Genomic DNA, 25,509 nt, shown 5'->3' with positions numbered 1-25,509 from the left:
CAGGGGTGGAACTCGAAATCAGTTGGTGCGCACGGCGGCCGGGCCGTCGGCGTGGTCGAGCGTGTTGGCGGTGATGTCGCCCTGCTCGGCGAGCCAGCGTTCGGCATCGATCGCGGCGCGGCAGCCGGTGCCGGCGGCGGTGATCGCCTGCCGGTAGGTGTGGTCGACGAGGTCGCCCACGGCGAACACGCCTGCCACGTCGGTGGCGGTGCCCGGATCGGTCACCCGCACATAGCCTTCGCCGTCGAGCGCGATCTGGCCCTTGACGAGTTCGCTGCGCGGGTCGTGGCCGATGGCCACGAACAGCCCGGTCGCGTCGAGCTCGGACTCCTCGCCGGTGCGGGTGTCACGCAGGGTGAGGCTGGTGACGCTCTTCTCCCCGTTGACCTTCACGACCTCGGAGTTGAGCCGGAACTTGATCTTCTCGTTGGCCTTGGCGCGCTCGAGCATGATCCGGGAGGCACGGAACTCCTCGCGGCGGTGCACGATGGTGACGCTCGCGGCGAACTTGGTGAGGAAGGTCGCTTCCTCCATGGCGGAGTCGCCGCCGCCGACCACCACGATGTCCTGGCCCTTGAAGAAGAAGCCGTCGCAGGTGGCGCAGGCGCTCACGCCGCGGCCGAGCAGGTCCTGCTCCCCCGGCACGTTCAGGTAGCGCGCGGCCGAGCCCATCGCGAGGATGACGGCGTAGGCCTCGAAGGTCTCGTCACCGACGGTGACCTTCTTCACGGGGCCGGACAGGTCGATCGCGTCGACGTCCTCGGTGCGCAGCTCGGCGCCGAAACGCTTGGCCTGGTCGCGCATCTGTTCCATGAGGTCGGGACCCATGATGCCGTCGCGGAAGCCGGGGAAGTTCTCCACCTCGGTGGTGGTCATCAGGGCGCCACCGAACTGGGTGCCTTCGAAGACCAGCGGCGAAAGCTCCGCGCGGGCGGCGTAGACGGCTGCCGTATAGCCGGCGGGTCCTGAGCCGACGATGATCAGGTCGCGAACTGGCGTGCTCATGGGGCCCTTCCGAAAAAACAATCTGGGGACGTGTCGGTCAACAACACCCTAATCGGTGTTGTTCCCGGTGATGGCTTCGCGGCTGGCACCGCTGCTTCTCGGTGCCGGTTCGCCGGCGGCTCTCAGCCGATGTCGCGCAGGGTCAGCTGCTCGGGGGCGCCGGTGGTGCAACCGGTTCCGACGACGAGTGCGGTGATGGTGGGAGCCTCGGCGCCCTGTACGAGGACGAGGACGGCGTCGGAACCACGGAAGGTGATATTCGACGCTCCGAGCACCGCTCGGTCGATGCCGTTGGCTTGCACACAGCGGGTGAGGGCGGCGTCGTCGGCCAGCGGGCCGATCACGTCGCGTTTGCCCAGTGTGCGCAGTGCGGCGGCGGTGGTGAGCTCGTCGGCGGCCGCCGGTTCGGTGAACGGTGCCGCCGTGGGGGTGCCCTCGGTGGTGTCGAACGTGCTGAACACGGCACCGGCGCCCGCCAGGACGGCCACCGTGGCCGCCGCGGCGGCGAGTAGCCCCAGTCGGCGCCGGGAACGGTAGCGGTCGAGCGAGACGGGAGCTTCGTCGGTGGTGGATACCGGCTCGGCAGAGGGCGCCTGGGCGGTCGAGAGCGGCGTTATGCGGTCGGTCGGCCCGTCGCCCGCATCGAGTTGGGCGACGAAACGGAACATGCGGTCGGCCACGTCGTCGGGCATGCGGTGGGTGACCCGCTCGTCGGTGGCCAGCGTGCGGAGGTGGGTGTTCACCTCGTCGAGCTTGTTCAGGTAGTGCAGCGCGTCTACGTCGGTGCGGACCACGGGCCACAGTTGCTCGCGCACTTCGGGCGCGAGATTGTCGGCATGCAGATCGGCCAGCAGTTCCGACGGGAACGGAGGCTGCGGCACGGATCGAGACATCCTCGCACCTCCCCTGTTCTGTCGATATCGGATCGCAGGATTTACATCGCTGACTTACTCGTCACTGTTAATGACGCATCCCGGCTACATCCGGTTCCCTGGATCCCGGAAAAATTCCAAACGTTCTTGCAAACGTACGCGCGCTCGGGCGCATCGGCTCTTGATCGTGCCAGGCGCCACGCCGAGCGCAGCGGCGGTTTCGGCGACGCTGCGGCCTTCCATCTCGGTCATGACCAGGGCCAACCGCTGTTCGTCAGGGAGGGTGAACAGCGCCTCGCTCACGACGGTGGACAGCTCGTAGTCGGCGAACGCGTCGTGCGGGTCGACTGCCTCGGGCATGGTGTCGGGCAGGATCGAGACGGCACGGCGGGTCTTGTTGCGCCGGATCCGGTCGAGGCAGGCATTGACCACGATGGCGTGCAGCCAGCTGCGCACTTCGGACTCGGCGCGGAACGAGGCGGCGGTGCGATGGGCCGAGAACAGGGCGTCCTGCAGACAGTCGGCGGCGTCCTCGCGGTTGTAGGAGGTGCGCAGCGCGGTCTGCCAGAGATGGTCGGAGTGCCTGCGTAGTAGTTCGGCGAAGACATGCGGTTCCCCGCGCACGTGGGCAGCCAGCAATTGCTTGTCGCTGCCGTTCTCGAGAAACGAGCGGACGCTGGATGCGACCTGCCGCGGAGGCTCACCGCGGACTTGCTCGTTGACTTCCGGCGACAAAACGGACCCCTCGGACAGCGCTCGTTACGGCGACTTCGAGTCGGCGAAACAAGGCCGATCCATCACCTGACCACAACGCGGCGTCCAGGATCGACGTCGACAAATCCTGGGTAACTCTCAACCGAGAGCGCGCAGGGATCATATCGTTGATAACAATTACGCACCAACCGGACCGCAGTTCGACAAAGCTCGGCGATGGACCCGGAAATGATCGACCACCTGCGGCGATACGGAGGCGGGAGAGTTTTACGGCGCAGTGAGACTAAGGGGCCGCGTCGAAGCGGACGTCGGCGATCGCGGTCTGGAACTGACCGCCGGAGTTGGCGAGCCCGGTGATCCAGACCAGCACGAAACGAGCGGCCTGATCGGTCTGCACGGCGATATCGGTGACCCCGTCACCGAGCTTGGCCGAACCGATCAGCTGGGTCTGGTCGAGGGTGGGCGCCTCGGTGGGCGAGGTGCGGATCTCGACGGTGCTCCCCGCGGAGGGCGAGGTGATCGACACATTGGTCAGCTTCGCCGGGGTGGGCAGCGTGGCCAGCAGCCCCACGCCCTTCTTGAGGGAGGGGAACTGCTGGAAGTACTGATCGGTGCGCCACACCGTCGCCGCGTTCTGGTCGAGCACCGCACCCGCCGCCGCGGCCCCGTCGGGAGTGCCCTCCGGGGAGAACACCGCGGCACCGGTGACCGGCACCGGCACACTCGTCGGCGGTGCCGCGGGGTCGTCGGCGGGCGGTGCGGACGCCGCGGGCGGCGCCACACTCGAGGTGAGCCCGATATTGATCTGCTGGTCGAGTGGCTTGTCCGACGCGCCGGGCGCGAAGATGCTGACCATCCACCAGATCAGCACGCCGACCACCAGCGCCGCGAGCACGCCGAGGGCGACCATGATCCACATCATCCGCTTGGAGCGTTCCCGCTCGGCGGCGAGCAGTTCCGGGTCGGCGAGCGAATCGGCGCCGGGGGCAACCGCCCGCTGACCCAGTCGTAAGACCGGAATGAAGTCGGTCTTCTGGTCGACGACCGAGGCCTGCTCGAGCACGTGCTGCACGGTGGCGGCGGTGCGCACGCCCTTGTTGGATTCCAGCGAGCGAACCGCGACGGCCGAGATCTCGAACGGCACCTCCGGCCGGATCTGCCGCGGTTCCACCGGCGTGCCGTCGGGCCCGAAATCGGCCAGTCGCAGACCGCCGATGGTGGCCGCCGAGCCGGTGACGCCGCCGACGCGAATCGGCCAGCGCGCGGTGATCAGGGCGTAGAGCATCGCGCCGAGGCCACGGACATCGCCTTGCGCGTCGGAATCGCCGAGGGTGCCGGGGAACGCGAGGACGGCGTCGCCGGAGGCGCTGATCCGGATCCGATCGGGATGATCGATCGACAGCGAGCCGCCGCCACGGTGGGCGAGTTCGGCCGCCGAGGCGAGCGCCCTGATGGCCCTGGCCGCGCCGACCGGGGACGGCACGGTCTCGGCCATCTCGCGCAGCGAACGGCCGGGGGTCCACTCGGCCACGACGATGCCGCCGGAGCTGCCACGGACCACGTCGAGGACCCTGGCCAGGCCTGGCGCATTGATCCGGCCCAGTCGCAGCGTGCGCGACAGCACCGCCTGCGGGCCGTCGTGACCGGAATTCTCGCCGGAGGTCTGATCGGCGTCCACGAAGGTCAGCGCGACCTCGCGATCGAGCTTGATATCGAGTGCCTGCCAGAACTTCAGCCCACGCGCACCGCCGTGACCGGCCAGCAATCGGTATCGGCCACCGGCGACGGACGCGCCGGGGATGAGTTTGGGGCCACGCTGCCCACGGTTGGCCGCGGCGCTCGGGGGCACCTGCGGCGGAATCGGCAGCATGCCGGTGTCGTATGTCGTATCGTGCGGCGGCATGGCCGAACGCGCGTCGTCTTCGTGCGTATCGCCTTCGTCTGGCGCGTCGGTATGCTCGGAATCCGTCGAGTTCGGCGCATCGGGCCCGACCTCGGTGGACATTCCTGCTGCCGCGCGCGCCGCAGAATCAGCGGCCGGGACGCCGCCCACCGCGTCATCGCTCACCCTCGGTCCTCCTTCGGCCTGAAAACCCGTGTCGGTCTGCGGAACAGCGTACGGGAACTGTGCTTTACCGGTGCTGTCAACAGCGCCCGGTCGAATGACGGGGAGCACCATGGTCTGGGTGTCCAAAGACTGCCCGTATGCGGGGAATCCATAGGTATCGGGCCGGCGGAGCACGGTGGTCGCGTAGATGTCGTCTGCCGGGGGGTCGTCGAGTCCGAGATCCGGCGCGGGCGGGGTGATGCCGAGCTTGCGCGAGATCGCGACGGTGATGGCGACGACCTCGGGGATACCGGCCAGACGCATCAGGCCGAAGGCCACCGAGAACATCACCACCGAATCGATGACGACGCGCAGCAACGAGCCCGCGCCGCCGGAGACCCGGTCGAGTCCGGTCACCGTGTCGACGATCAGCATCACCGCGCCGCCCGCGATCGAGGCGAGCAACACTCTGGTCACAGTTCGGCCGACATTGACCATCCGCAAGTCGCCGAGGCTGCGGTGCAGCAGCACGCCGCCGATCACCGCGCCCGCGGTGAATCCGAGGCCGGTGGCGACACCGAGCACGATCACCACGTCGTCGCTGTCGCGGGCGATGACCGGTGCCAGGGCCGAGAGCAGGATCTTGATCGTCGTGATGCCGAGGATGATCCAGGTCGGTGTCCAGGCCTGCTCGCGCGCGTAGAACACCCGCAAATGGATGAGCACGAGCGAATACGGGATGAGCGAGAACGCCGACCAGCTCACGGCGCTGCCCAGCCGTTCGGCGTCCCCGGAGAATCGCGCGTAGCCGTAGAGGGCCTGGCCGATCTCGGGGCCCGCGAGGGTCATGAAGGTGACGATCGGGATCATCGCGATCATCGTGAGTCGGGTGGCTACGGACAGGTCGTCGACCACCGCGGGGGTGTCGTCGTCGGCGGCGCTGCGGCTCAGCCTGGGCATGATGGCGGTGAGCAGGGTTACCCCGATCACGCCGTAGGGCAGCTGCAACAGTGCCCATGCGTTCGCGAAGATCGCGGGACCCGCCACGTCGGCCTGGGAGGCGACGTTGTTCGCGACCACCAGGCCCACCTGGCTGATCAGCACATACAGGATGATCGCGATGCCCATCTTGCCGAACTGCTTGAGGCGCGCGTCGACTCCCCACAGCGGCCGCAAGTTGATCCCGTGCCTGCGGATCGCGGGCAGCAGGCACAGTGCCTGTGTCGCCACGCCCGCGGTGATACCGAGGCCGAGGACCAGCAGTTTCGGATCGCTCATCCGCACCGGATCGAGGGTGATCTCGCCGGGTGTCAGCGCGTAGACCGCCAGCACCGTCAACGCGACCAGATTGTTCATCACGGGGGCCCACGCACCCGGCTTGAACGCCTGCCTGGTGTTGAGGATCGCGGTGAACAATGCCGACATGCCATAGAAGAGCAGCGCGGGCGCCAGTAGGTAGGTGAGCGCGACGGTGAGGTTCGTGTTCACCTTGCCGTCGGAGGAGACGAGCACGTGACCGGCCAGGATCGGCGCGGCCGCCAAGGTCAGCACGGTGGCGACGAACAGCACAGTGAAGGCCGCCGTCACCAGTCTGCGCACGAACGTGGCGCCGTTGTCGGCGTCCTCCTGCTCGGCACGGATCAAGGTCGGCACGACGATGGCGGTGAGAACGGCGCCCAGGACGAGCTCGGCGACCATGTTCGGGATCAGGTTCGCCGAGATGAACGCACTGGCGATGGCCGGACCGAGGACCGTCAGCAACAACAGTTGCTTGGCGAACCCGGTGATCCGGCTGATCAGCGTCGCGACCGCGATCGAACCCGAGTCCTTGAGCAGCTTCGCGTTGGCGCTCATCGGGGCGGTGCCCGCTTTGTGGGCAGGTTCGGCCGCCACCTTCTTCGGCCTGGCGATGACCTGAGTCCGCTCCGCCGACCGATCAGCGGCAGGCGGACCGCCCACGGCTCGTCCACGGTCGTCGAATCCTGCCTGGCGCCCGTCCCGCGCGGTATCCGCGGCAGGCATCCCGGGGAAACTTCCACGCGGTGGCGGTACAGGCCGCCCCTGCTCCGGCGAAACCGGTCGGCGTCCACCGGCCTGATCGGGCCGATCCTGTCTCGGAATGGCGCCGGAAGGCGCACCACGCGGCGGGAGCGGTCGTTGCTGGGGGAACTCGCCCGAGGGGTTCGGGCCGGGCCGCCGTGGGGCGAACCCGTCGGGCCCGGGGCGCTGCTGTTGTGGGAACTCGCCCGAGCGCGCGGCGGAACCCGGTGCGCGGCGTTGCGGTGGAGGTACAGGCCGACCGTCGGGGCCGTAAGCAGCAGGACGTGGTGGTTCGCCGGAGCGTCCGGGAGGACCGCCGGGGCGCTGAGGCGGCACGCCGCCGGGACGTTGCTGCTGGGGGAACTCGCCCGAGCGATTCGCCGGACCGGGTGGCTGTTGACGCGGGTTCGGGACCGGCCCTGGCCGTTCGCCCTGCGGCGGACGCTGCGGATCCGGGGAGCGGTAGCCGGCGGGTGGTTGGGGCGGACCCGGTCGGGGTCCTGGGCGCTGTCCAGCGGGCACGTCCGGTCCAGGGCGGTACCCGGGCGGCGGCGGTTCAGGGCGATAGCCCGGCTGACCCGGCGGCATGGCAGGGCGGGGGCCGCGATGCGCCGAGGGCGGCGCCGGTGCGCCGGGGTCGGCGGATCCCGGCCGGTAACCGGTCTGTTCGACGGGTCGGTAGCCGCCACGACCCGGATTCTCGGGCGGAAGTTCGGCGCCGGGGACACCAGGATGACGAGGTGTGCCGGGCTGGCCGGCAGCGGGATGACGAGGCATCGCATGCGGATCGACGGCCGGATCACCGGGTCGGACCGGCGGACGGCCGTCTCGGGGCGCGACGAACTCCGGTCGATGACCAGGCGCGCCAGGGCGCCGATCCACGTGCGGCACGGCCTCGTCGCGATCGGCGTCCTGCCCGGCCGTCATCCCACGTTCCCACGGAGCGCTGGGGGCCCGGCGCAGGGTCGGGTCGTCGTCGTGGTCGCGCCGATGAGCGGAATCATCGTCGCCCATCATGCCTCCTGTACCCGGCGTAACCCGCGAATCCCGCCGGTCCGATGAGCGTTTCGCTCACCAGTGCCACTCTCGTCCTTGTCTGTCATGGTCCCCTGACCGCGCGTCAGGCGCGGGGGTTCACTGCCGTTGCAGCCGCTGACGTGCGCGTCGCAGCCGACCCGCCCGTTCGACCGTCTCCGGGGCGAACCCTTCGTCGGCGGGATCGGGTTGCCCGCGGAACCGCCGCAGCAGTCGGCGCCCGGCGAGCAGCAACAGCAGTATCGCGGCACATGCGGTAATTATGGCCAGCGCCTGACCGTAGGCGTTCGAGCGCACCGAGACCGAGGTGGCCTCTCCTAGCGCTATCCCGTCCGGGGTGGTAAGGGCGATCGGAATCACCAGCTTACGGCTGTCGCTCACCTCGGTCGGGATCTGGAACGACCGGGTCCCGGACGGCGGAAGCAGCTGTTCGCCGATATCGGTGATGTTCGTCTCGGCCGGAGCTTCGATCCGGAACATCACCCGGATGGCGACGGGCAGTTCATTACGCGCCACCAGCAACAACGGGCTCTGTTCGGAGGCCAGCGTGTACACCCCGCCCGGCGGCAGCACCGACACCGAGGAGAACATCGTGTCCAGTTCTCGGGTGGCCTGATCGACGCGTCGCTGGGCGTGCAGGTCGGCGAGTGTGTCGTTGTCGGCCCTGCGGTCGGACAGGCTCAGCGCGCGCAGCAGATCCTCGCGCGCGGGGGTCAGGAACGCGTGCGGCGTGAGCTCGGATTCGGGCAGTTCGACCAGAGCGCGCATCAGTTCGGTCACCCGGGCGCCTTGGGCGCGCACCGGTCCGATGAACTGTTCCGGCGCGGCGTCCTGGGCGGCGCGCGGCAGATACTCCAGCGTGAACGGGCGCGGATCGGGCGCCTGGGCGACGAGCTCGGTGAAGCTGCGCGGACTCGCGAGGTTGTTGCGGGTGAGCAGCTCGACCTGCTTGAGCAGCGCCACACCCTCCTCCCGGCTGGCGCCCCACTGCTGCGGCGGCATCAGCAGCTGCGAACGCGGCCGGTCCGGCGCCGGATTGAGCGCGCTCCAGGCCATCGCGCCGAGCGCGTCCTGCAATCGGGCCGCGCGCGAGTCGTTGGTGACGTCGAATCGCACCTTCGACGGCGTGAACGACGGCGTCGGCGGATTCGAACCCACCGCGGCCAGCGCGGTCGCCGACCAGATATCGAAGGTGGTCACGCGCAGCGCGGGATCGGTTCCCGCGGCGGCGCCGACGGGCGGGGCGACGCTCACATCCGGCACCCGGACGACATCGGGCGCGGGCTGTTCCCCTCCGACGACGACATCGGGCGTGAGCGTGGTCGGGGCGGTGGTGAGCGCGTTGTCGGTATCGGCAGGCGACCCGTCACCCGAGACCGCCGAACCGGCCAGCACCGCCGTGCCGTATCCGTGCTCGCGCAACAACCGTCCGGCCGGATCGTCGATGCTGCCCGAATCGGGCAGGCTCACCCCGCGCAACGACTGCGTGCCGAGGATCGAGTCCACCACATCGGCGGGCGCGAGCAGGGCCCGCGCGGACAGTCCCGGATCGTTCACCGCGGCCAGCGCCGACACGTCGACCTGCGCGAACGGCAACGCCACCGTGCACATCGAGCCGGCCAGCGAGCGCAACCGGTCGAGCCAGGCCAGCGCACTCGCCGCCCCGGTCCCCTCCCTGGTCGCCCCGCTCGGATCCGACGGACTCGCCAGCACCCGATAGCCGCGCGTCATGGTCTGCACGGTCGAGACCAGGTCCGGATCGATGCCGATACACACCGATCCGGCCACACCTTTGTCTTTGCCCGGCGCGGGCACCACCGATTCCAGCGCCGCGACGAGCTGTTCGAGACGCCCGCCCTTGCCGACCGAGGCCGCCAGTTCGTCATCGAGCAGTTCGGCCTGGCCGTTCACCGCGCCCGGTTTGCCCGCGACCATGCGCGGCCGGTCGGCCAGCGGCCAGATCATCGTGGTCGCGACGGGCGTGGCCTGCGGCGGCGTCGACACCGGTGGGTTGGCGTCGTCGGTGCCGGGCAACCCGAGCACGGGCAGCAGGAAGCGCGCGTCGTCGAGCCTGGCCTGGGTGCCGTAGGCGGGTTCGCCGTTGACATTGAGCAGCAGCGGATACACCCCGGGATCGGTCAGTCCGAGCGAGGCCTCCGAGCCCGCGCGCAACGCGATGCTCACGGAGAACTGTTTGCGCTGACCGGGACTCAACTGCGGCGCCACATCCTGGAACGGACCGGTCACCTCGTAGTTCACCTGGTCCAGGCGCAGCGAACTGCGCAGCCCGCTCGGCGAATCCACCGCGGGCGCGCGCTGGATTCGCACGCTCACATCGTCGACAACCCGATCGCCGATATTGGTGACCGTGCCCGACACGGTCAGCTTCGGATCGCTGCCGGTGGTCACCGTGCCCGGCGCCACCGCGTCCAGGGTGAGCTTGAGAAACTTCGGCGTTCCCGACCCGTCCGTTTGAGCGTGCGCGTGCGCGGGCAACAGCGTCATCGAACCCAAGATGGTCAGGACCGCCGTGATCAGCCGGATCAGTCCACCCGTCATCGCTTGCCGGTCTCCATCCGGTCGATCAATCGATTCGCCACTTCGGCCAGCCGCCGCTCGTCGGCGTAGGCCAATCGGGAATCCAACTCGCTCAACGGAACCCACGCAACCTGGGTGACTTCGACGTCGGCGTCGGACAGCTCACCGCCGAGACATCGCAGCAGGAAATGGTGCACGGTCTTGTGTACCCGTCTGCCCTCGGTCACGAACCAGTAATCGATACTGCCGAGTTCGGCGACCACTTCGCCGTCGATTCCGGTTTCCTCGGCGACTTCGCGGATCGCGGTCTGCTCGGAGGTCTCGCCTGCTTCGATGTGGCCTTTGGGCAGCGACCACAGGAGACGGCCTCTTCTGTCGGTCCGCCCGATCAACGCGGCGGTGCGCTGCTCTTTCGGACCGTCGAGACCTTCTACGACCAGCCCGCCCGCGGAGGTTTCCCGGACGGTGCGCATGCGCGGTTTACCGGCAGTGTTCGCCGAACCGCGCCGCCGCGGCTGGCGGCGTCGACTGTTCGCGCGATCGGCCGGAGGAGACACTCGCCCAGCTTAGCTGTGCAGATCGAGTGCGGGCGCGAGTGAGGGGGCGGGGGCGGGATTTGGTGTTCGGTAGTCCCAGGAGGTTTGGGGCTGTGTTTATTGGAGCGCTGGCGCGCTCGAGTCGCGGCCCTGAGGGGCCGCCGGTTAGGCGCCGTTGCTTGCTCCTTCGTCGCCTACGCAACGGCGCCTAACCGGCGACCCGGCCGCGAACCGGCCACTTCGTGGCCGCCGCTCCCTATGGGTCGCGGGGCGGGGTCGGGTGTGCGGTCATGGCGGATTCGGGGTGGGTGGTGTGGCTGGGGGGCTGGTTGTGGGGGATTCGGGGTGGGTGGTGTGGCTGGGGCTGGGTGTGTGGTTGTGGGGGCTTCGGGGTTGGTCGTGGGGTTATGGCGGGCTCGGGTGGGGTGTTGGAGGGCGGTGGTGGACTGGGGGGAAACGATTCGACGGGGTCGGTAAAGTGCCTATGTGGTTTCTCCCGATGTTGTCCCTGATGCTGTGGCGGATCGTCGTGCTCGCCTGCTGGCGGGGGCGGCGGTGACGTTGGGGCAGCTCAATGATGTTTTGGCGCCGTTGGGGGGGATGTTCGCCGAGCGGGGGCACACTCTTTATCTGGTCGGTGGCAGTGTGCGTGATGCGGTGCTCGGTCGGCTCGGCAACGACCTGGACTTCACCACCGATGCGCGCCCGGAGGTTGTGCAGGAGCTGATGCGGGGGTGGGCCGACCATCTGTGGGATACGGGCGGCCTCGCGTTCGGCACGGTCAGTGCGGCCAAGGACGATCAGCAGCTCGAGATCACCACTTTCCGCGCCGATACCTACGACCGGGTCTCGCGCAATCCCGAGGTCACGTTCGGTGACACCCTCGAAGGCGACCTGGTGCGCCGCGACTTCACGGTGAACGCGATGGCGGTCAAGATCGCCGCCGACGGGTCGCTGGAATTCGTCGATCCGCTCGACGGCATCGACGCGCTGCTCGAGGGCGTGCTCGACACTCCTGCGGCGCCGCAGGATTCGTTCGACGACGACCCGCTGCGCATGCTGCGAGCCGCGCGCTTCGTCGCCCAACTGGGATTCCAGGTGGCGCCGCGGGTGCGGGCGGCGATCGTCGAGATGGCCGATCAGATCGACCGGATCACCGCAGAGCGGGTGCGCGCCGAACTCGACAAGCTGATCGGCGCCGACCACCCGATCGACGGCATCAACCTCATGTGCGACACCGGTCTGGCGCAGCGGGTGCTGCCGGAGGTGCCCGCGATGAAGCTCGAGATCGACGAGCACCACCAGCACAAGGACGTGTATCAGCATTCGCTGACCGTGCTGCAGCAGGCGATCGACCAGGAGGAAGGCGACCCCGACCTGGTGCTGCGCTGGGCGGCGCTGCTGCACGACATCGGCAAGCCCGACACCAAGCGCAACGAGCCGGCAGGCGGCGTCAGCTTCCACCATCACGAGGTGGTCGGCGCGAAGATGGTGCGCAAGCGGATGCGGGCGCTGAAGTACCCGAAGGCGTTCACCGAAGAGGTTGCGCGCCTGGTGTTCCTGCACCTGCGTTTCCACGGCTACGGCAAGGGCCAGTGGACGGATTCGGCGGTGCGCCGGTATGTCACCGACGCCGACGACCTGCTCGATCGGCTGCACAAGCTCGTACGCGCCGACTGCACCACGCGCAACAAGCGCCGCGCCGCCGCGCTGAGCTCGACCTATGACGAGCTGGAAGAGCGGATCGCGACCCTGCGCGAGCAGGAGGATCTGGCCCGGGTGCGACCCGACCTGGACGGCAACGCGATCATGGAATTGCTCGGGCTGCCGCCGGGTCCGCAGGTGGGTAAAGCGTGGAAGTATCTGAAAGACCTGCGCCTCGACCGCGGTCCGATGACGCGGGAAGAGGCCGAAGCGGCCCTCCAAGCGTGGTGGGCCCAGCAGAACTGAGCCCAGCAGAACTGATCAGAAGACGATCAGTGTCGTGCCCGCGATGATGGCGTCGCGGATCTGGGTCAGGTCGAACGAGCCGGTGGTCTCCGGCAATTCGAGCCGGAACTTCACCACGTCGCCGCGGCGGTGCGCGTAGGAAATACTCGCCCGGTTGGGCAGGTCGTCGAGCAGCAGCGCGGGTGCGGGGATGACCCGTTTGGGGAGCCGGATGCCGTACCAACTGGCCCTGCGGATGTCGAGGGTGAGCAGGTTGTCGTAGACCTGTCCGTCGACGACCGCCCGCATCTTGCGCGTGCGATGCGTCGCGACGATGTGTCCGCGTTCGTCGAGCCGCACCCGCCAGTCCAGGTTCTGGGCGTCCACCCATTCGGCCATCGCGCCGATCCCGATGGTGCCCTCGATGTCGAGTTGCTGAACCCGGACCTTGGTCGGCACACCGGGAATCAGCCGCACGCCGTGCGCGACCACGGTGACCGTGTCGAAGGGGTGCGAGTCCCACACCAGGTTCGACAGCACCGTCTTGCTCTGGAAGTGAGCGCCGCGTCTGCGCAGCTTGAATGAGTCGAGGGTGGCGGTGAGGTCGTGCTCGAGCAGCGTGGCGCTGATCTCCTGACCGCCGAAACGGCTGAGGATGCCCTCGCTGAGGACGGTCATCAGCACATCGGGCATGAGCGCGGTGACGGTGCCGGAGCCCAGGTCGGCGACGGGATCGGCCCAGGACGTGGTGAAGCCGAGCCACTGGTCGATCCAAGACGGGTCGAGCAGGCGTTTGCCCATATCGACAGCGCCCGCCAGTGACCAGGACTTCGGATCGAAATACGTGGCCATGATGGCTATGAGCGTACTTGGCCGGATCGTCGGTGGCCATGAAGTGTGACCCGATTATGGGATATCACGACCCGTTCTTTCCGAAGGTGCGGAGTTGTTTTCTTGTTATGCCCGAATCTGCGGAACTATCCTGATCGCGTGGCGAAACTGCGAATCAAGGAAGCGGCCGATCTGCTCGGCGTCAGCGACGACACGGTGCGTCGCTGGATCGATACGGGCGCCCTGACGGCGACCAAGGATGCCGCGGGCCGCCTGGTGCTGGACGGCAGGGAGCTCGCCGAACACGCCGTCGACCAGGCGCGCACGCCACAGACCCGGGTGGGTAGTGCCAGCTCGGCACGCAATCGGTTCCCCGGTCTGGTCACCCGCGTCGTGTCGGACACGGTGATGGCACAGGTGGAGATGCAATGCGGTCCTTTCACGGTGGTCTCGCTGATGAGCAGCGAATCGGTGCGCGAGCTGGGGCTCGAGCCGGGCAGCGTCGCGCTGGCGAGCGTCAAGGCCACGACCGTGGTGGTCGAGAAGGCCGCCGAATGATCCGCCGGGTCGCGGTCGGCGCCGCGCTGGTGGTGCTCACGGCCAGCGGCTGTGGGGGCGAGAACAGCGGCGACACAGCGAAATCCACGCTGACGGTGTTCGCCGCGGCTTCGTTGAAGAGCGTCTTCACCGGCCTGGAGAAGGACTTCGAAACCGCCAATCCCGAGGTGGACGTGCAGTTCTCGTTCGCGGGATCGTCCGACCTGGCCGCGCAACTCCAAGCCGGTGCTCCCGCCGATGTTTTCGCGTCGGCCGACCAGCCGACCATGGACAAGGCGGTCCACAGTGGCCGGATCACCGCTACGCCCACCACTTTCGCCACCAATGTCCTCACACTGGTCATCGCTGCGGGAAACCCCAAGGGCATCAACGGGATCAACGACCTCGCTGACGCCACCCTGGTCGTCTGCGCCCCCCAGGTCCCGTGTGGCCGGGCAACGAAGAAGGTCGCCGATGCCGCGGGTACCACGCTGCGTCCCGTGAGCGAGGAATCTTCGGTGGCCGACGTCCTCACCAAGGTGACCTCCGGACAAGCCGACGCCGGGTTGGTCTACGTCACCGACGCGTCGGGGGCGGGCGCGAAGGTGAGCACCGTCGCGGTACCCGAGGCGTCGGCTGCGGTGAACACGTATCCGATTGCGGTGGTGGCGGATTCGAAGCAGGCCGCGAACGCGCGGAAGTTCTCCGATTTGGTCACCGGGCCCACCGGGCGAGCAGCCCTTGTCGCCGCGGGGTTCGGCGCGCCGTGATCGGTGCGGGTCGCCGCCGCGTGACCGCCGGGCTGCCCCGGTGGTTGCTGGTGCCCGCCGTCGTCGGGTTCGCGCTGGTGGTGCTTCCGCTGGCGGCGTTGGCATGGGGGGTCGAGTGGGGGCGATTCGTCGAACTCGTGACTACCGAAGCATCAAGGGAAGCATTGTGGTTGAGCCTACGAACGGCGACGACGAGCACCGCGTTGTGTGTGGTGTTCGGGGTGCCGATGGCCGCGGTGCTGGCACGGGCTCGATGGCGTGGGTTGCCGGTACTTCGGGCACTGGTGTTGCTGCCCTTGGTGTTACCGCCGGTGGTCGGTGGTATCGCGCTGCTCTACGTATTCGGTCGGCGTGGGCTGTTGGGCGAACATCTGGAGGCGGCCGGAATTCATATCGCGTTCAGCACGACCGCGGTGGTCCTGGCGCAAACCTTTGTGGCACTGCCCTTTCTGGTGCTCACGATCGAGGGGGCGCTGCGGACGGCGGGTAGTCGCTACGAGCAGATCGCCGCGACGCTCGGTGCGGGCCCGAGCACGGTCTGGTGGCGGATCACCCTGCCCCTGCTTCGCCCCGCCCTGATCTCCGGCGCGGTCCTCGCCTTCGCCCGCGCGCTCGGCGAGTTCGGCGCGACGCTCACCTTCGCGGGCAGCTTGCAGGGGCGTACCCGCACCCTGCCGCTGGAGATCTACCTCCAGCGCGAAGCCGATCCCGATGCGGCCGTCGCGCTCTCGGTGGTGCTGATCATCGTCGCCGTCCTGATAGTCCTGCTCGCCTACCGTCGAACCAGTCCGATCCCCGGCACACAACTCCGCAGCGCCGGCACCCGGACGACCGGTGACGCGCCGATGATCGGCGGTGCGAAGTGACCAGGGATTCGACCGGGCTCTCGGTCTCCGCGCGGATCGCCGCCCGCGATCTCGACCTGCGGATCGACGTCGCCCCCGGCGAAGTCCTGGCCGTGCTCGGTCCGAACGGCGCGGGTAAGTCCAGTCTCTTACAGGTGATCGCCGGGCTGATCGTTCCCGACGAAGGACACGTACGACTCGGCGACCGTACGCTCACCGACTCGGCGAAAGGCATCGCGCTCCCCCCACATCGACGCGCGGTCTCCCTCCTCGCCCAGGATCCCCTGCTGTTCCCCCATCTCAGCGTGCTCGACAACGTCGCCTTCGGCCCACGCAGCCGCGGCGCGAAGAACTCCGCCGCGCGAAGAATCGCCACCGACTGGCTGACGGCGGTCGACGCCACCGACCTCGCCGACCGCCACCCCGGCGCACTCTCCGGCGGCCAAGCCCAGCGCGTCGCCCTGGCCCGCGCCCTCGCCGTCGACCCCGACCTGCTGCTCCTCGACGAACCCATGTCAGCCCTCGACGTAGACGTAGCCCCGGCCATGCGCACCCTGCTGCGCCGCGTCCTGCGCGACGAACCCGGCCGCGACCACCCGCGCTGCGCCGTCCTGGTCACCCACGACATCATCGACGCCATCACCCTCGCCGACCGGCTCGTCGTCCTTCAGGCAGGCCGCGTCGTCGAATCCGGTCCGGTCGCCGAGGTGATGTCGCACCCTCGCAACCCCTTCGCCGCCCGCATCGCCGGCCTCAACCTCCTGCGCGGCACCGGCGTCGAGTCAGCGCTGCCGGCCGAGGCTCAGTCCTGGGATCAGCCGAGTTCAGGCGCCGGCGAACCGTCGATGCCGCGGACGCACCTCGGCGATCGGGCCCCGACCTTCGGGACCGTGCTCGTCGAAGACCTCGGCGTCGACGGCTGCGTCGTCGGCGATTTCGTCCCCGGCGCCCGCGCGGCCGCGGTGTTCTCCCCGTCCGCGGTGTCGGTGTTCCGCACCCGGCCGGGCGGCAGCCCACGCAACGTCTTCACCGTCGACATCGCGGAGATCACCGACCGCGGCGGCATCGTCCGAGTCCGTGGTGACGCACCGCGGGCGCCCGGCCTGTGTGCCGACCTGACTCCGGCCGCCGTCGCTCAACTCCAGCTCACCGTCGGTGCGCGGGTGCACTTCGCGGTGAAGGCCACCGAGGTCCGCGTGTACGCCTGCTGAACCACGCCCTCGGTGATAACGGTATGAATCTGTGCGTTCATGCTCGAATTACCGGGGTACATACCCGGCGAGTGACCCGCGAAGACCGGAGGGCAGCACATGCCGCTGGACCTGAACAGTGATCTGGGCGAAGGCTTCGGCCCGTGGCGGATGGGTGACGACGCTGCCATGCTCGACATCGTGACCAGCGCGAATATCGCGTGTGGATTCCACGCCGGCGACCCGACCATCATGCGCCGCACCTGTGAACTGGCGGTGGCCAAGGGTGTGCGGATCGGCGCGCATGTCGGCTATCGCGATCTGGTGGGTTTCGGCCGCCGCGATGTCGCCATCGCCCCGGCCGATCTGCGCGATGAGGTGCTCTATCAAATCGGCGCCCTCGCCGCCTTCGCGCGGGCCGCAGGCGATCGGGTGCGCTATGTGAAACCGCACGGTGCCCTCTATCACGCGGCCGCGCGCGATCGTCTGCTCGCCGAGGCCCTTGTCGCCGCGGTGGCCGAGGCAGAACCGGGCCTCACGTTGCTCGGTCCGGCGGGCACCGAACTGGAACGTGCCGCGCAGCGCGTGCGTTTCGTCGGTGAGGGATTCGCCGACCGGGCCTACACTGCAACAGGTTCGCTGGCCCCGCGCGGAGTTGCCGGGGCGGTGCTGTCGGCCGACGACGCCGTGGCGCAGGCGACAACTCTTGCGCTGTCGGGGACCGCGCGTACCGTAGACGGTCCCGGTACGGTCGCCGTGTCCGTGGCCAGCGTGTGCGTCCACGGCGACTCTCCGGCGGCCGTCGAGATGGCTCGCCGGATCCGGGGAGCGCTCGACGAAGCCGGAATACCGGTGGAGTCGTTCAGCTGAGGGGTGGGAGGCACGATGGACATCGATTGGAACGCGCGGATCCGACCCGCGGGTGACCGCGCCGTGCTCATCACCCTCGACGACCCGCGCCCGGTGCAGCGCCTTGCCTCGGCGCTGCGCGTGCACGCGATCGCCGGTGTCGAGGATGTGCTGCCCGCGGCGGAAACCGTGCTGGTCACCATGCATTCGGTGAGCTACGGCGTGCAGGTCCGCCGGGAACTCGTCGCGCTGCTCGACCGGCTCGATCACGAGCCACCGCAAGCGGATTCGCCGGATGTTTCCCGTGGAACAGTGCCCGATACGGAGTCGGTCGTGGAGATTCCCGTTCGCTACGACGGCGCGGATCTGCCCGAGGTGGCCCGGCTGCTCGACCTGTCGATCCCGGCGGTGATCGCGGCGCACACCGGCACCGTCTGGCGGTGCGCGTTCGTGGGCTTCGCACCCGGTTTCGGCTACCTCACCTCGCCTGACGGCAGGCTCGCGGTGCCGCGTCGCACCAGCGCCCGCACGGCCATCCCGGCGGGCGCGGTGGCACTCGCGGGCGGATATTCGGCGGTGTATCCGCGCGGCACACCGGGCGGATGGCAAGTGATCGGCACCACCGATCTGCGAATGTGGGCGGTGGATCGAGATCCGCCCGCGCTGGTGCGGGCGGGTTCGGCGGTCAGATTCGTCGCTTCCGAGGAATAGCCGCTTCGGCGGAAAACAATGGCTGCTCAATGGTGTGCCGCCTCGACAGCGAATCGGGGAGAGATCGCATGCTGATCTTTATCGAGCGGGTGGGGCCGCTCGCGACGGTGCAGGACCTGGGTAGACAGGGCTGGTTCGATTCCGGCGTCGGTCAGGCGGGCGCGGCCGACCGCGGGTCACTGCGGCTGGCGAACCGGCTGGTCGGCAATCCGGAGAATTTCGCCGCCATCGAAGTACTGCTCGGCGGCCTCGCCCTGCGCGCCGACGGTCACCTCACCGTCGCGGTCACCGGTGCGCCCGCCCCCGCCACCGTCGACGGCATTCCGGTCGGACATGCCAGCGTGCTCGAACTCGACGAGGGCCAGGTGCTGCGATTGGGCTCGGCGAGCACCGGTCTGCGCAGTTACGTGGCGGTGCGCGGCGGCATCGATGTGGCCAAGGTGCTCGGCTCGCGCAGCCGCGACACGTTGTCCGGCATCGGCCCCGACCCGCTGGCAATCGGCACGCAGTTACCGGTCGGGCCCCCGCCGCGCACCCTTCCGACCGTGGAGTTCGCGCCGGTTCAGCGGCGCCCGGAACTACTCACGATCCGTGCGTGTCCGGGCCCGCGCGCCGATTGGTTCACCGATCCCGACCAGCTGTTCCGTGGTTCCTGGATCGTTTCCGCCGATACCGACCGGGTCGGCGCGCGCCTGGATCGCCTCGTCGGACCGCCGCTGGTGCGTTCGGTCACGCGCGAATTGCCCTCGGAGGGCGTCGCCTTGGGATCGGTGCAGGTGCCGCCGAGCGGTCAGCCGGTGGTGTTCCTGGCCGACCACCCGATCACGGGCGGCTACCCGGTGATCGCTGTCGTCCTCGATACCGATGTCGACCGTGTCGCGCAGGCCCGCCCGGGAGAAAAACTGGTGTTCGTGGCGGCACCGGCGATCAGCGCGGCGGATTCAGCTTTGCGTGCATGAGATACACGTTGTAGCTGTCCCACGCCGACATCGTGAAGTACAGATCCTGCGCGGTCGACCACGGATGGATGAAACCGCCGTACGCCTTCGGAAACATCTCGGTGGATACCAGCGGCACGGTCGATGTCCACGCGCCCTGCGGCTGGCCCGCGGTCCGCAGCACGATCTGGCCCGCGGCCGAGTCGAGATAGACCATCTGCCACTGCCGGCTCTCCTCGTCGTACCGCACCGACAGCTCACTGGCGGTGCCTTGCACGAGCGGTGTCGCCGAATTCTGGGCCGCCGGAGCCCAATTACCGTCCACCCAGTACTGATAGGCCGTCTTGTTGAGCACGTCGGCCTTGCGCACCCTGGCCAGGCCGATCATCCCGATCCGGCCGTTGGGAGTGCCGAACATGTAGACGTAGTCGCCGTGCGGCACCATCGCCGCCACCTGGAATTGTCCGAGCCCGAACATGTTCTCCCAGCGGGCATGCTGATCTTTTGTCCAGGTCGAGCCGCCGTCGTCGGAGTAGGCCAGTCCGCCGTAGTTCGTCATCCACATGCCGGGGATCTTCGACCAGTGGTTCACCGACATGTAGCTCATGAACTGCCGTTTGCCGAGCGCGAACCCCGAGGTCGGGATCGTGGTGGTCTCCCAGTTCCTGATCTTGCGGCTGCCGAGGAGCTCGGCGGCGTGACAGGCGCTGTCCTGCACCATCGAGTCGATGGTGATCCCGTCGCTCAGATCCTTGTCGGTGCTGTAGGCGAGCACATTCGACCGCCAATCGGCGGAATCGGAGCCCGCGCCGCCGTAAGCCCAGCCCTCGCCGAAGGTGTCGCCGAAAACCATGGCCACCTTGCCCGGTTCGGTTTCCCAGAACAGCCCGAGGTCGGTGCCGTCGACCTGCCAGCGCATATCGGTCCGGTTGGCCGAGCCGTGCCCGGTGACCTGGTCGACGAGCCGCACGGACTCCACCTTCGCGGGCATGACCGGCGCTCCCAGCGGGCCCCGCTCGATCGGCCGCTCCACCGGCTCGGGTGCTTCCTGGGCCGGCTCGCCCTCGCCGCCGGGTACCGGGATCGGGATGGGCTCGATCTCCGGATTGATTCTGATCCGCGGCAACGCGACCGCCGAACCGGTCGACGTTGTCTCGTCGGTACTTTCCGGTTCCGGTTCCGGCGTGTCCCGTACCTCCGGGCACGGATTGCGGCACGGATCCGAGGGCAGCGGAACCTGTGCCACGCGCGTGTTGTCGTGCGGCGGGTCGGGAATCGGGACCGGCGTCAGCTGCGGCACCCAGATCGGGATATCGATGCTCGGCGGCAGGATCGGCGCGGGCGGCGCGGCCGGGTCGGGCAGCCGGTTGACCGGGTCGAATCCCGTTTCCCCGCAGATATTCACCGGCGGCGGCAGCCAGGGCAACGGTCCCGCCTGCGCGGGAACAGCGAGGATCGCGGACAGTGCCACACCCACGGCGGCAGTTCCGTGCGATACCGGTCTTGCGCGCATCTGGCTCCCTGGAATCGGTGTCGGCGAGGAACACCTGTGATCTTGTGAGAACTTACCGGAACCGATCGCTGTTGCCGTGCGTCCAAGCAGATGTGAGCGAAATCGAGTACGTCTTCGGAACCGGCGACGCGGTCGTGCACCACTGGTCGAGCCACGACGAACTGGCCGACACGAGCGTCGTCGACGCCCTCTGGGTCGACTACGACTCCGGCATCGACTACGACGCTTTCCTCCCCGACATCCCGCTGTCGACCGTCGACCACCGCACGGTCCTCGCGCAGGAACCCGCGGGCGCCCTCAGCAACGGCGACGATGGCGCACTGCCATAGGCGTGTTCGGCTATCCCCGGAGTTCAGCTGGGCCCACCCTGGCTCGACGGGAATTGAGCGCGATGGCCGCGATGCCGAGCACGTAGACCCCGGCGCCGGCCAGCACGACCCCGATGGAGCGTCCGTCGGCCGGAATCACCAGCGCGGTCACCGCGATCGCCAAGACGAAGCAGACGTTGAAAACCGTGTCCTGCAGGGCGAATACCTGCCCGCGCTGATCGTCGACGATGTCGATCTGCATGCTCGCGTCGCCGGTCAGCTTGATCGTCTGGCCGGCGAGGCCGAGCCCGAACGCGCCGATCAGCAGCAGCCGGTGCGCATCGTCGACGGCCGGACCGGTGGCCAGCGCGATCGGTGTCACCAGCGTGAGCTGCACGATCACCGCCGTCGTGAGCCCGAGCAGCACGGTGCGCGGTCTGCCGAGACGCGGGATCAGGATCGGCGCGCCGACCGCGGCCACCAGCATCCCCGCCGCCGCGAACCCGATCGCGACCCCGAAGCCCACCAACCCGCCGCTCATCTCGTCGCTGCCGGTCGGCTGACGCAGCACCAGGACCATGATCAGCGTGTTCATCCCGAACACGATGCGATGCGCGCCGATTCCGATCATCGCCGTCGTCACCTGCGCCGAATGCCAGACCGCCCGCGCGCCGGTGCGAAGACCGGTCGCGATGGCGTGCACGGCGGTCTCGGTCTCGGCCGAACCGCGATCCGGCCCGAGCACATGCGGGCGGAATCCGTAGGCCAGCACCACGCCGACCAAGGAGCCGATGCCACTGAGTGCCACCGCCGCCGACGAGGCCGCGTCACCCGCGCCGATCAGCGCGATCACCGACACCGATGTCGCCGCGCCGATGCCGGCACACACCGAGGCCACCGTCGCCAGCACCGAGTTCATCGGAACCAGACAGCGCTGTTCGAGCACTCGCGGCAGCGCCGCCGACACACCGGCCAGCACGAACCTGCTGATCCCCACCGTCGCCAAGGCCAGCACCAGCAGCGGCGTCTCCCCCACCCCGACGAACAAGGTGATCGCGGCCGTGGCGATCAACATCGCCCGCGCCGCACTCGCGACCAGCAGCACATTGCGCCGATCCCATCGATCCAGCAGCGCGCCCGCGTACGGCCCGAGCACCGAATACGGAAGCAGCAGTACCGCGAAACCCGCGGCGATGGCCAGCGGATCGGTCTCGCGTTCCGGATTGAACAGGATCGCTCCCGACAGGGCAGCCTGGAACATCCCGTCACCGAACTGCGCGGCCAGGCGCAGCAGGGCGAGGCGCGGCATCCGCGGGTTTCGACGGATCACCTCGCGGGTGTCGCGAAGCAGATGTCTCATCGAGATCGGCTGCTCATCCGCCGTATTCGAGCCGTCAGAGGGATGAGTCGACACGCCATGACCCTAGTGCCACGGCGAACCGGCCCGCGGACCACGCACACCGTGAGCGGTACATCGCCACGATTGATGCCAGAATTGAACTGTGACGCCCCCATCGACGACACCCCCGCGGTTAGAACTACACCGCGGTGGCGACCGGATGAAGACGCGGATCCCGTGGCTCGACTCCAAGCATTCGTTCTCGTTCGGCGAGCACTACGACCCGGACAACACCCATCACGGGCTGTTGCTGGTGAACAACGAGGACGTGGTGCTGCCCGGCGAGGGCTTCGACACGCATCCGCATCGAGACATGGAAATCGTCACCTGGGTGCTCGGCGGCAGCCTCGTGCATCAGGATTCGCTCGGACACAACGGCGTCATCTACCCGGGTCTGGCCCAGCGGATGAGCGCGGGCACCGGCATCCAGCACTCCGAGAAGAACGATTCGTGGCGCCTGGACGGCAGATCCCACGACGAGCCCGTACATTTCGTGCAGATGTGGGTGGTCCCCGACGAGCCCGGCGTCGACCCCGGCTACCAGCAGCTCGAGATCGATGACGAACTCGCACGCGGCGACCTGGTGACGGTCGCGTCGGGCCTACCTCGCTATCGCGACCGCACCGCCATCGCGATCAACTCCTCACACGCCGCCATGCACGTCGCCAGGATGACCGCCGACAGCCCCGGTGTGACCCTTCCCGATGCGCCTTACCTGCATGTCTTCGTCGCGCGCGGCGAGATCGACGTCGAGGGACTCGGCACCCTGTCCCAGGGCGACGCGATCCGGCTGACCCGCTCCGGCGGCCAGTTGATTCGTCCGCACGGCGATGCCGAGGTGCTGGTCTGGGAGATGCACGCGCGCCTCGGCGGAGGGTGAACTCAGGCCGAACCCGGCTGGCGCGCCAGGGTCGCCGACTTGGCGTTGGTCCGGGTCACGGCGACGATCGCCGCGAAATCCGGTCGGAAATCACCGTCGGGCGCCTGCATCCAGGTGCGGTATCCGCTGCGCTCGTCGGCCGGCGACGGCAGCACGATGTCGCTGCCCGGTAAGGCGACCGAGGCGCACACCCGGAACAGCTCGGCGAACAGCACGGTGTCGAGGTAGGAGTTGTCGACCGGCCCGGTGAGGAAGGTCCAGCGACCGGACCGTGGATGGGCGATGATCGGCCCGCAGCGCAGGCCGCGCGTGACGAGCAGCCCGCGGACCCGTTCGCCCAGCGTCGACGGCATCACCACCGCGCCGACCGCGCCGATCTCGAGCACGATCCGCCCCAGTGCGGCGTCGACGACGCCGTAGAGGCCATGGTGCTTGCGGTAGTGGCGACAGCGCGCCAAAGCGTCCTGGGTGGCCGAGTACTCCTCGGCCGCCGTATACCCGCCCTTGTCCTCATCAGTGTGCAACGTGCTCATCACGACCTCGTCTCTGTCGACGGTGGCTCGATGTAGCTGGGAGTTCGCTCGCTCTGGGCGAATCTCGGTAAGGGGTGGACCATCAAGGCCCGGTGGCGCGGGAAACTTTTTCATAACGGCAGGACATGAGAGAAAAAGACCGTTCCGGACAGCCTATAGCCGCACAACCGTGCTGACAATAGTCAGTAGCTAGCGTGTCGATAAGCGTACGATATTCGCCCATGGCTCCCGTTTCGCCGACCGTCGCACGGTGGGAACTCGTCCTGCGCCTGCGTGAACTGCGCGAGCAGCGCGGGTTCGATTCGGCCGGGTTCGCCCGCCGCGTCGGGTTCACTCCCGCCAATTGGTCCCATGTCGAGAAGGGCAGGCGGGTGCTCACCCGCACCACGATCGAGCCGGTCCTCGACGTTCTCGACGTCACGCCTGACGAACGCCGCGAACTGCTCGCCCTGCTCGCGGCGAGCAAGCAACGCGGCTGGTGGACGACGGCCTCCTCGGCTCTGATCGGTCCCGAATTGCAGCGGTTGTACGGGATGGAGGCGGGCGCGGAGAGTATCCGCAGCTACGACAGCATGATCGTGCCGGGGCTGTTGCAGACCGAGGCGTACGCGCGGGCGCTGATCAGCGCCGATGTGATGATCCGCCCGGTGCAGGTAGACCAATTAGTCTCTATACGACTACGTCGTCAGCGGCGGCTGCGCGAACCCGATCCGCTCGAACTCACCGCCGTACTCGGCGAGGCCACTCTTCGTCAGCAGACCGGCGGTAATGCGGTGTTGCGTGAGCAGTTGCGTCACCTGGTCACGCTGGTGCGTGAGCTCGACACCGTCGACGTGCGCGTCATCCCGTTCAGTGCGCCCGAAGGAGCCGTGCTCGGCGGTTCCAGCTTCCATCTGCTCGACTTCGCAAGCGATCAGCTACCGACCTTCGCATGGGCCGAGAGCGCGGTGTTCGGTGGTCATGTCGACGATGCCGAACAGGTCCGCGATCTCGGCTTCGCCTACGTGCGTGCCCGCGAGCAATCTCTTTCTCGCACCGAATCTCTCGCCCTGATCAGGGAGTATGCAAGCGTGTAAGATTCGAGGTATGTCCACCACCGCTCGTCGCCACCCGGCCGAACACGGCTGGTTCAGCTCGTCGCACTCCAATAACGGCAACCAATGTGTCGAGGTTCGTTTCGATGGAAACACTGTCCAGGTACGAGACAGCAAATTCCGCCGCAACCCGATGAACACCGGCCTGGACGAGCCCATCATCACCGTCGACGCCCCCCTGTGGACAGCCTTCCTGCACTACCTCCAGACTGCGCGCCGCCACCCCGACCTCGTCGCCCACACCTCCCCCGACGGTTCGACCACCCTCCGCCACGAAGACGTCCTCCTCCACTTCACCGCCCCCGAATGGGAAGCCTTCGTAGCCGGCGTCCGAGACGACGAGTTCGCCTGCGTGTAAGACCACGTCGCCGACCACCGGTGTTTCGGCATACTGG

General features: G+C 68.4%; 23 protein-coding genes. 13 read left to right on the top strand and 10 right to left on the bottom strand.

The genetic code is table 11. The features are described 5' to 3' along the window. Nucleotides 1–18: 18 nt before the first annotated feature. The 4 genes from trxB to NS1_RS32645 all read right to left on the bottom strand — a co-directional run bounded on the left by trxB (nucleotide 19) and on the right by NS1_RS32645 (nucleotide 6,492). Nucleotides 19–1,005 (bottom strand): thioredoxin-disulfide reductase, encoded by a 987-nt coding sequence (trxB, locus tag NS1_RS32660; protein WP_062990752.1) that lies wholly within the window; start codon nucleotides 1,003–1,005, stop codon nucleotides 19–21. A gap of 122 nt (nucleotides 1,006–1,127) precedes the next feature. Then, nucleotides 1,128–1,898: an RsmA family anti-sigma factor gene (locus NS1_RS32655; RefSeq protein WP_157125512.1), complete on the bottom strand. Its 771-nt coding sequence runs from the start codon at nucleotides 1,896–1,898 to the stop codon at nucleotides 1,128–1,130. Between the two features lie 84 nt (nucleotides 1,899–1,982). After that, nucleotides 1,983–2,516, bottom strand: coding sequence for an RNA polymerase sigma factor SigM (sigM, locus tag NS1_RS32650; protein ID WP_062990799.1), 534 nt, complete (start codon nucleotides 2,514–2,516; stop codon nucleotides 1,983–1,985). A 358-nt stretch (nucleotides 2,517–2,874) separates the two neighbouring features. Beyond that, nucleotides 2,875–6,492, bottom strand: coding sequence for a murein biosynthesis integral membrane protein MurJ (locus tag NS1_RS32645; RefSeq protein WP_157125513.1), 3,618 nt, complete (start codon nucleotides 6,490–6,492; stop codon nucleotides 2,875–2,877). A 918-nt stretch (nucleotides 6,493–7,410) separates the two neighbouring features. Here NS1_RS32645 and NS1_RS40490 point away from each other — a divergent pair. Then, entirely contained in the window at nucleotides 7,411–7,740 is a 330-nt protein-coding gene (locus NS1_RS40490) for a hypothetical protein (RefSeq protein WP_131816843.1), read from the top strand. Nucleotides 7,741–7,812: 72 nt separating this feature from the next. Here NS1_RS40490 and NS1_RS32635 read toward each other — a convergent pair whose 3' ends face one another. Together NS1_RS32635 and NS1_RS32630 are read right to left on the bottom strand one after the other, a co-directional pair. Beyond that, a complete protein-coding gene (locus NS1_RS32635) occupies nucleotides 7,813–10,272 on the bottom strand; it encodes a DUF6049 family protein (RefSeq protein ID WP_062990746.1) in 2,460 nt (819 codons plus the stop codon). Beyond that, entirely contained in the window at nucleotides 10,269–10,724 is a 456-nt protein-coding gene (locus NS1_RS32630) for an NUDIX hydrolase (protein ID WP_056822633.1), read from the bottom strand. The genes NS1_RS32635 and NS1_RS32630 overlap by 4 nt, the downstream gene beginning before the upstream one ends. A 549-nt stretch (nucleotides 10,725–11,273) precedes the next feature. Between NS1_RS32630 and NS1_RS32625 the strand changes: the two genes are divergently transcribed. After that, complete coding sequence (locus NS1_RS32625) at nucleotides 11,274–12,737, top strand: CCA tRNA nucleotidyltransferase (RefSeq protein WP_235569875.1); 1,464 nt, start codon at nucleotides 11,274–11,276, stop codon at nucleotides 12,735–12,737. A 15-nt stretch (nucleotides 12,738–12,752) separates the two neighbouring features. Here NS1_RS32625 and NS1_RS32620 read toward each other — a convergent pair whose 3' ends face one another. Beyond that, nucleotides 12,753–13,568 carry a hypothetical protein gene (locus NS1_RS32620; protein WP_062990744.1) on the bottom strand — a complete coding sequence of 272 codons (816 nt, stop codon included), beginning with the start codon at nucleotides 13,566–13,568 and terminating at the stop codon, nucleotides 12,753–12,755. Between the two features lie 138 nt (nucleotides 13,569–13,706). Between NS1_RS32620 and NS1_RS32615 the strand changes: the two genes are divergently transcribed. From NS1_RS32615 to NS1_RS32585, 7 genes are all read left to right on the top strand, one after another. After that, entirely contained in the window at nucleotides 13,707–14,105 is a 399-nt protein-coding gene (locus tag NS1_RS32615) for a TOBE domain-containing protein (RefSeq protein ID WP_062990742.1), read from the top strand. After that, nucleotides 14,102–14,854, top strand: a complete 753-nt coding sequence (modA, locus tag NS1_RS32610; protein WP_062990740.1) for a molybdate ABC transporter substrate-binding protein — start codon at nucleotides 14,102–14,104, stop codon at nucleotides 14,852–14,854. Before NS1_RS32615 ends, modA begins: the two co-directional genes overlap by 4 nt. Beyond that, nucleotides 14,851–15,720, top strand: coding sequence for an ABC transporter permease (locus NS1_RS32605; protein WP_084504700.1), 870 nt, complete (start codon nucleotides 14,851–14,853; stop codon nucleotides 15,718–15,720). The genes modA and NS1_RS32605 overlap by 4 nt, the downstream gene beginning before the upstream one ends. Next, nucleotides 15,717–16,910 carry a sulfate/molybdate ABC transporter ATP-binding protein gene (locus NS1_RS32600; RefSeq protein ID WP_062990738.1) on the top strand — a complete coding sequence of 398 codons (1,194 nt, stop codon included), beginning with the start codon at nucleotides 15,717–15,719 and terminating at the stop codon, nucleotides 16,908–16,910. The genes NS1_RS32605 and NS1_RS32600 overlap by 4 nt, the downstream gene beginning before the upstream one ends. Nucleotides 16,911–17,009: 99 nt before the next feature. Next, complete coding sequence (locus NS1_RS32595) at nucleotides 17,010–17,759, top strand: LamB/YcsF family protein (RefSeq protein ID WP_062990736.1); 750 nt, start codon at nucleotides 17,010–17,012, stop codon at nucleotides 17,757–17,759. A 15-nt stretch (nucleotides 17,760–17,774) separates the two neighbouring features. After that, on the top strand, nucleotides 17,775–18,449 hold the full coding sequence (locus NS1_RS32590; RefSeq protein ID WP_062990734.1) for a 5-oxoprolinase subunit B family protein: 675 nt from the start codon (nucleotides 17,775–17,777) through the stop codon (nucleotides 18,447–18,449). Between the two features lie 68 nt (nucleotides 18,450–18,517). Continuing rightward, on the top strand, nucleotides 18,518–19,408 hold the full coding sequence (locus tag NS1_RS32585) for a 5-oxoprolinase subunit C family protein (RefSeq protein ID WP_062990732.1): 891 nt from the start codon (nucleotides 18,518–18,520) through the stop codon (nucleotides 19,406–19,408). Here the strand turns inward: NS1_RS32585 and NS1_RS32580 are convergent. Continuing rightward, nucleotides 19,377–20,900, bottom strand: a complete 1,524-nt coding sequence (locus NS1_RS32580) for a DUF4185 domain-containing protein (RefSeq protein ID WP_062990730.1) — start codon at nucleotides 20,898–20,900, stop codon at nucleotides 19,377–19,379. The two genes, NS1_RS32585 and NS1_RS32580, sit on opposite strands and share 32 nt — an antisense overlap. 92 nt (nucleotides 20,901–20,992) lie before the next feature. On the opposite strand from NS1_RS32580, the gene NS1_RS32575 reads away from it, so the two are divergent. Further along, entirely contained in the window at nucleotides 20,993–21,229 is a 237-nt protein-coding gene (locus tag NS1_RS32575) for a hypothetical protein (protein WP_062990728.1), read from the top strand. Nucleotides 21,230–21,239: 10 nt separating this feature from the next. Here NS1_RS32575 and NS1_RS32570 read toward each other — a convergent pair whose 3' ends face one another. After that, a complete protein-coding gene (locus NS1_RS32570; RefSeq protein ID WP_062990726.1) occupies nucleotides 21,240–22,568 on the bottom strand; it encodes an MFS transporter in 1,329 nt (442 codons plus the stop codon). 199 nt (nucleotides 22,569–22,767) lie between these two features. Here NS1_RS32570 and NS1_RS32565 point away from each other — a divergent pair, with 199 nt between their 5' ends. Then, nucleotides 22,768–23,487 carry a pirin family protein gene (locus tag NS1_RS32565; protein ID WP_062990724.1) on the top strand — a complete coding sequence of 240 codons (720 nt, stop codon included), beginning with the start codon at nucleotides 22,768–22,770 and terminating at the stop codon, nucleotides 23,485–23,487. Between the two features lie 2 nt (nucleotides 23,488–23,489). Here the strand turns inward: NS1_RS32565 and NS1_RS32560 are convergent, their stop codons facing one another. After that, nucleotides 23,490–24,020, bottom strand: coding sequence for a hypothetical protein (locus tag NS1_RS32560; protein WP_056822668.1), 531 nt, complete (start codon nucleotides 24,018–24,020; stop codon nucleotides 23,490–23,492). A 221-nt stretch (nucleotides 24,021–24,241) separates the two neighbouring features. Here NS1_RS32560 and NS1_RS32555 point away from each other — a divergent pair, with 221 nt between their 5' ends. Next, complete coding sequence (locus tag NS1_RS32555; RefSeq protein ID WP_062990722.1) at nucleotides 24,242–25,096, top strand: helix-turn-helix domain-containing protein; 855 nt, start codon at nucleotides 24,242–24,244, stop codon at nucleotides 25,094–25,096. 10 nt (nucleotides 25,097–25,106) lie between these two features. Next, nucleotides 25,107–25,472 carry a DUF397 domain-containing protein gene (locus tag NS1_RS32550; protein WP_062990720.1) on the top strand — a complete coding sequence of 122 codons (366 nt, stop codon included), beginning with the start codon at nucleotides 25,107–25,109 and terminating at the stop codon, nucleotides 25,470–25,472. Nucleotides 25,473–25,509: the final 37 nt, after the last annotated feature.

It is taken from the genome of Nocardia salmonicida NBRC 13393, from assembly GCF_001613085.1.
GTDB classification, from domain to species: Bacteria; Actinomycetota; Actinomycetes; order Mycobacteriales; family Mycobacteriaceae; genus Nocardia; species Nocardia salmonicida.
This window is presented reverse-complemented; position numbering and strand designations above follow the sequence as displayed.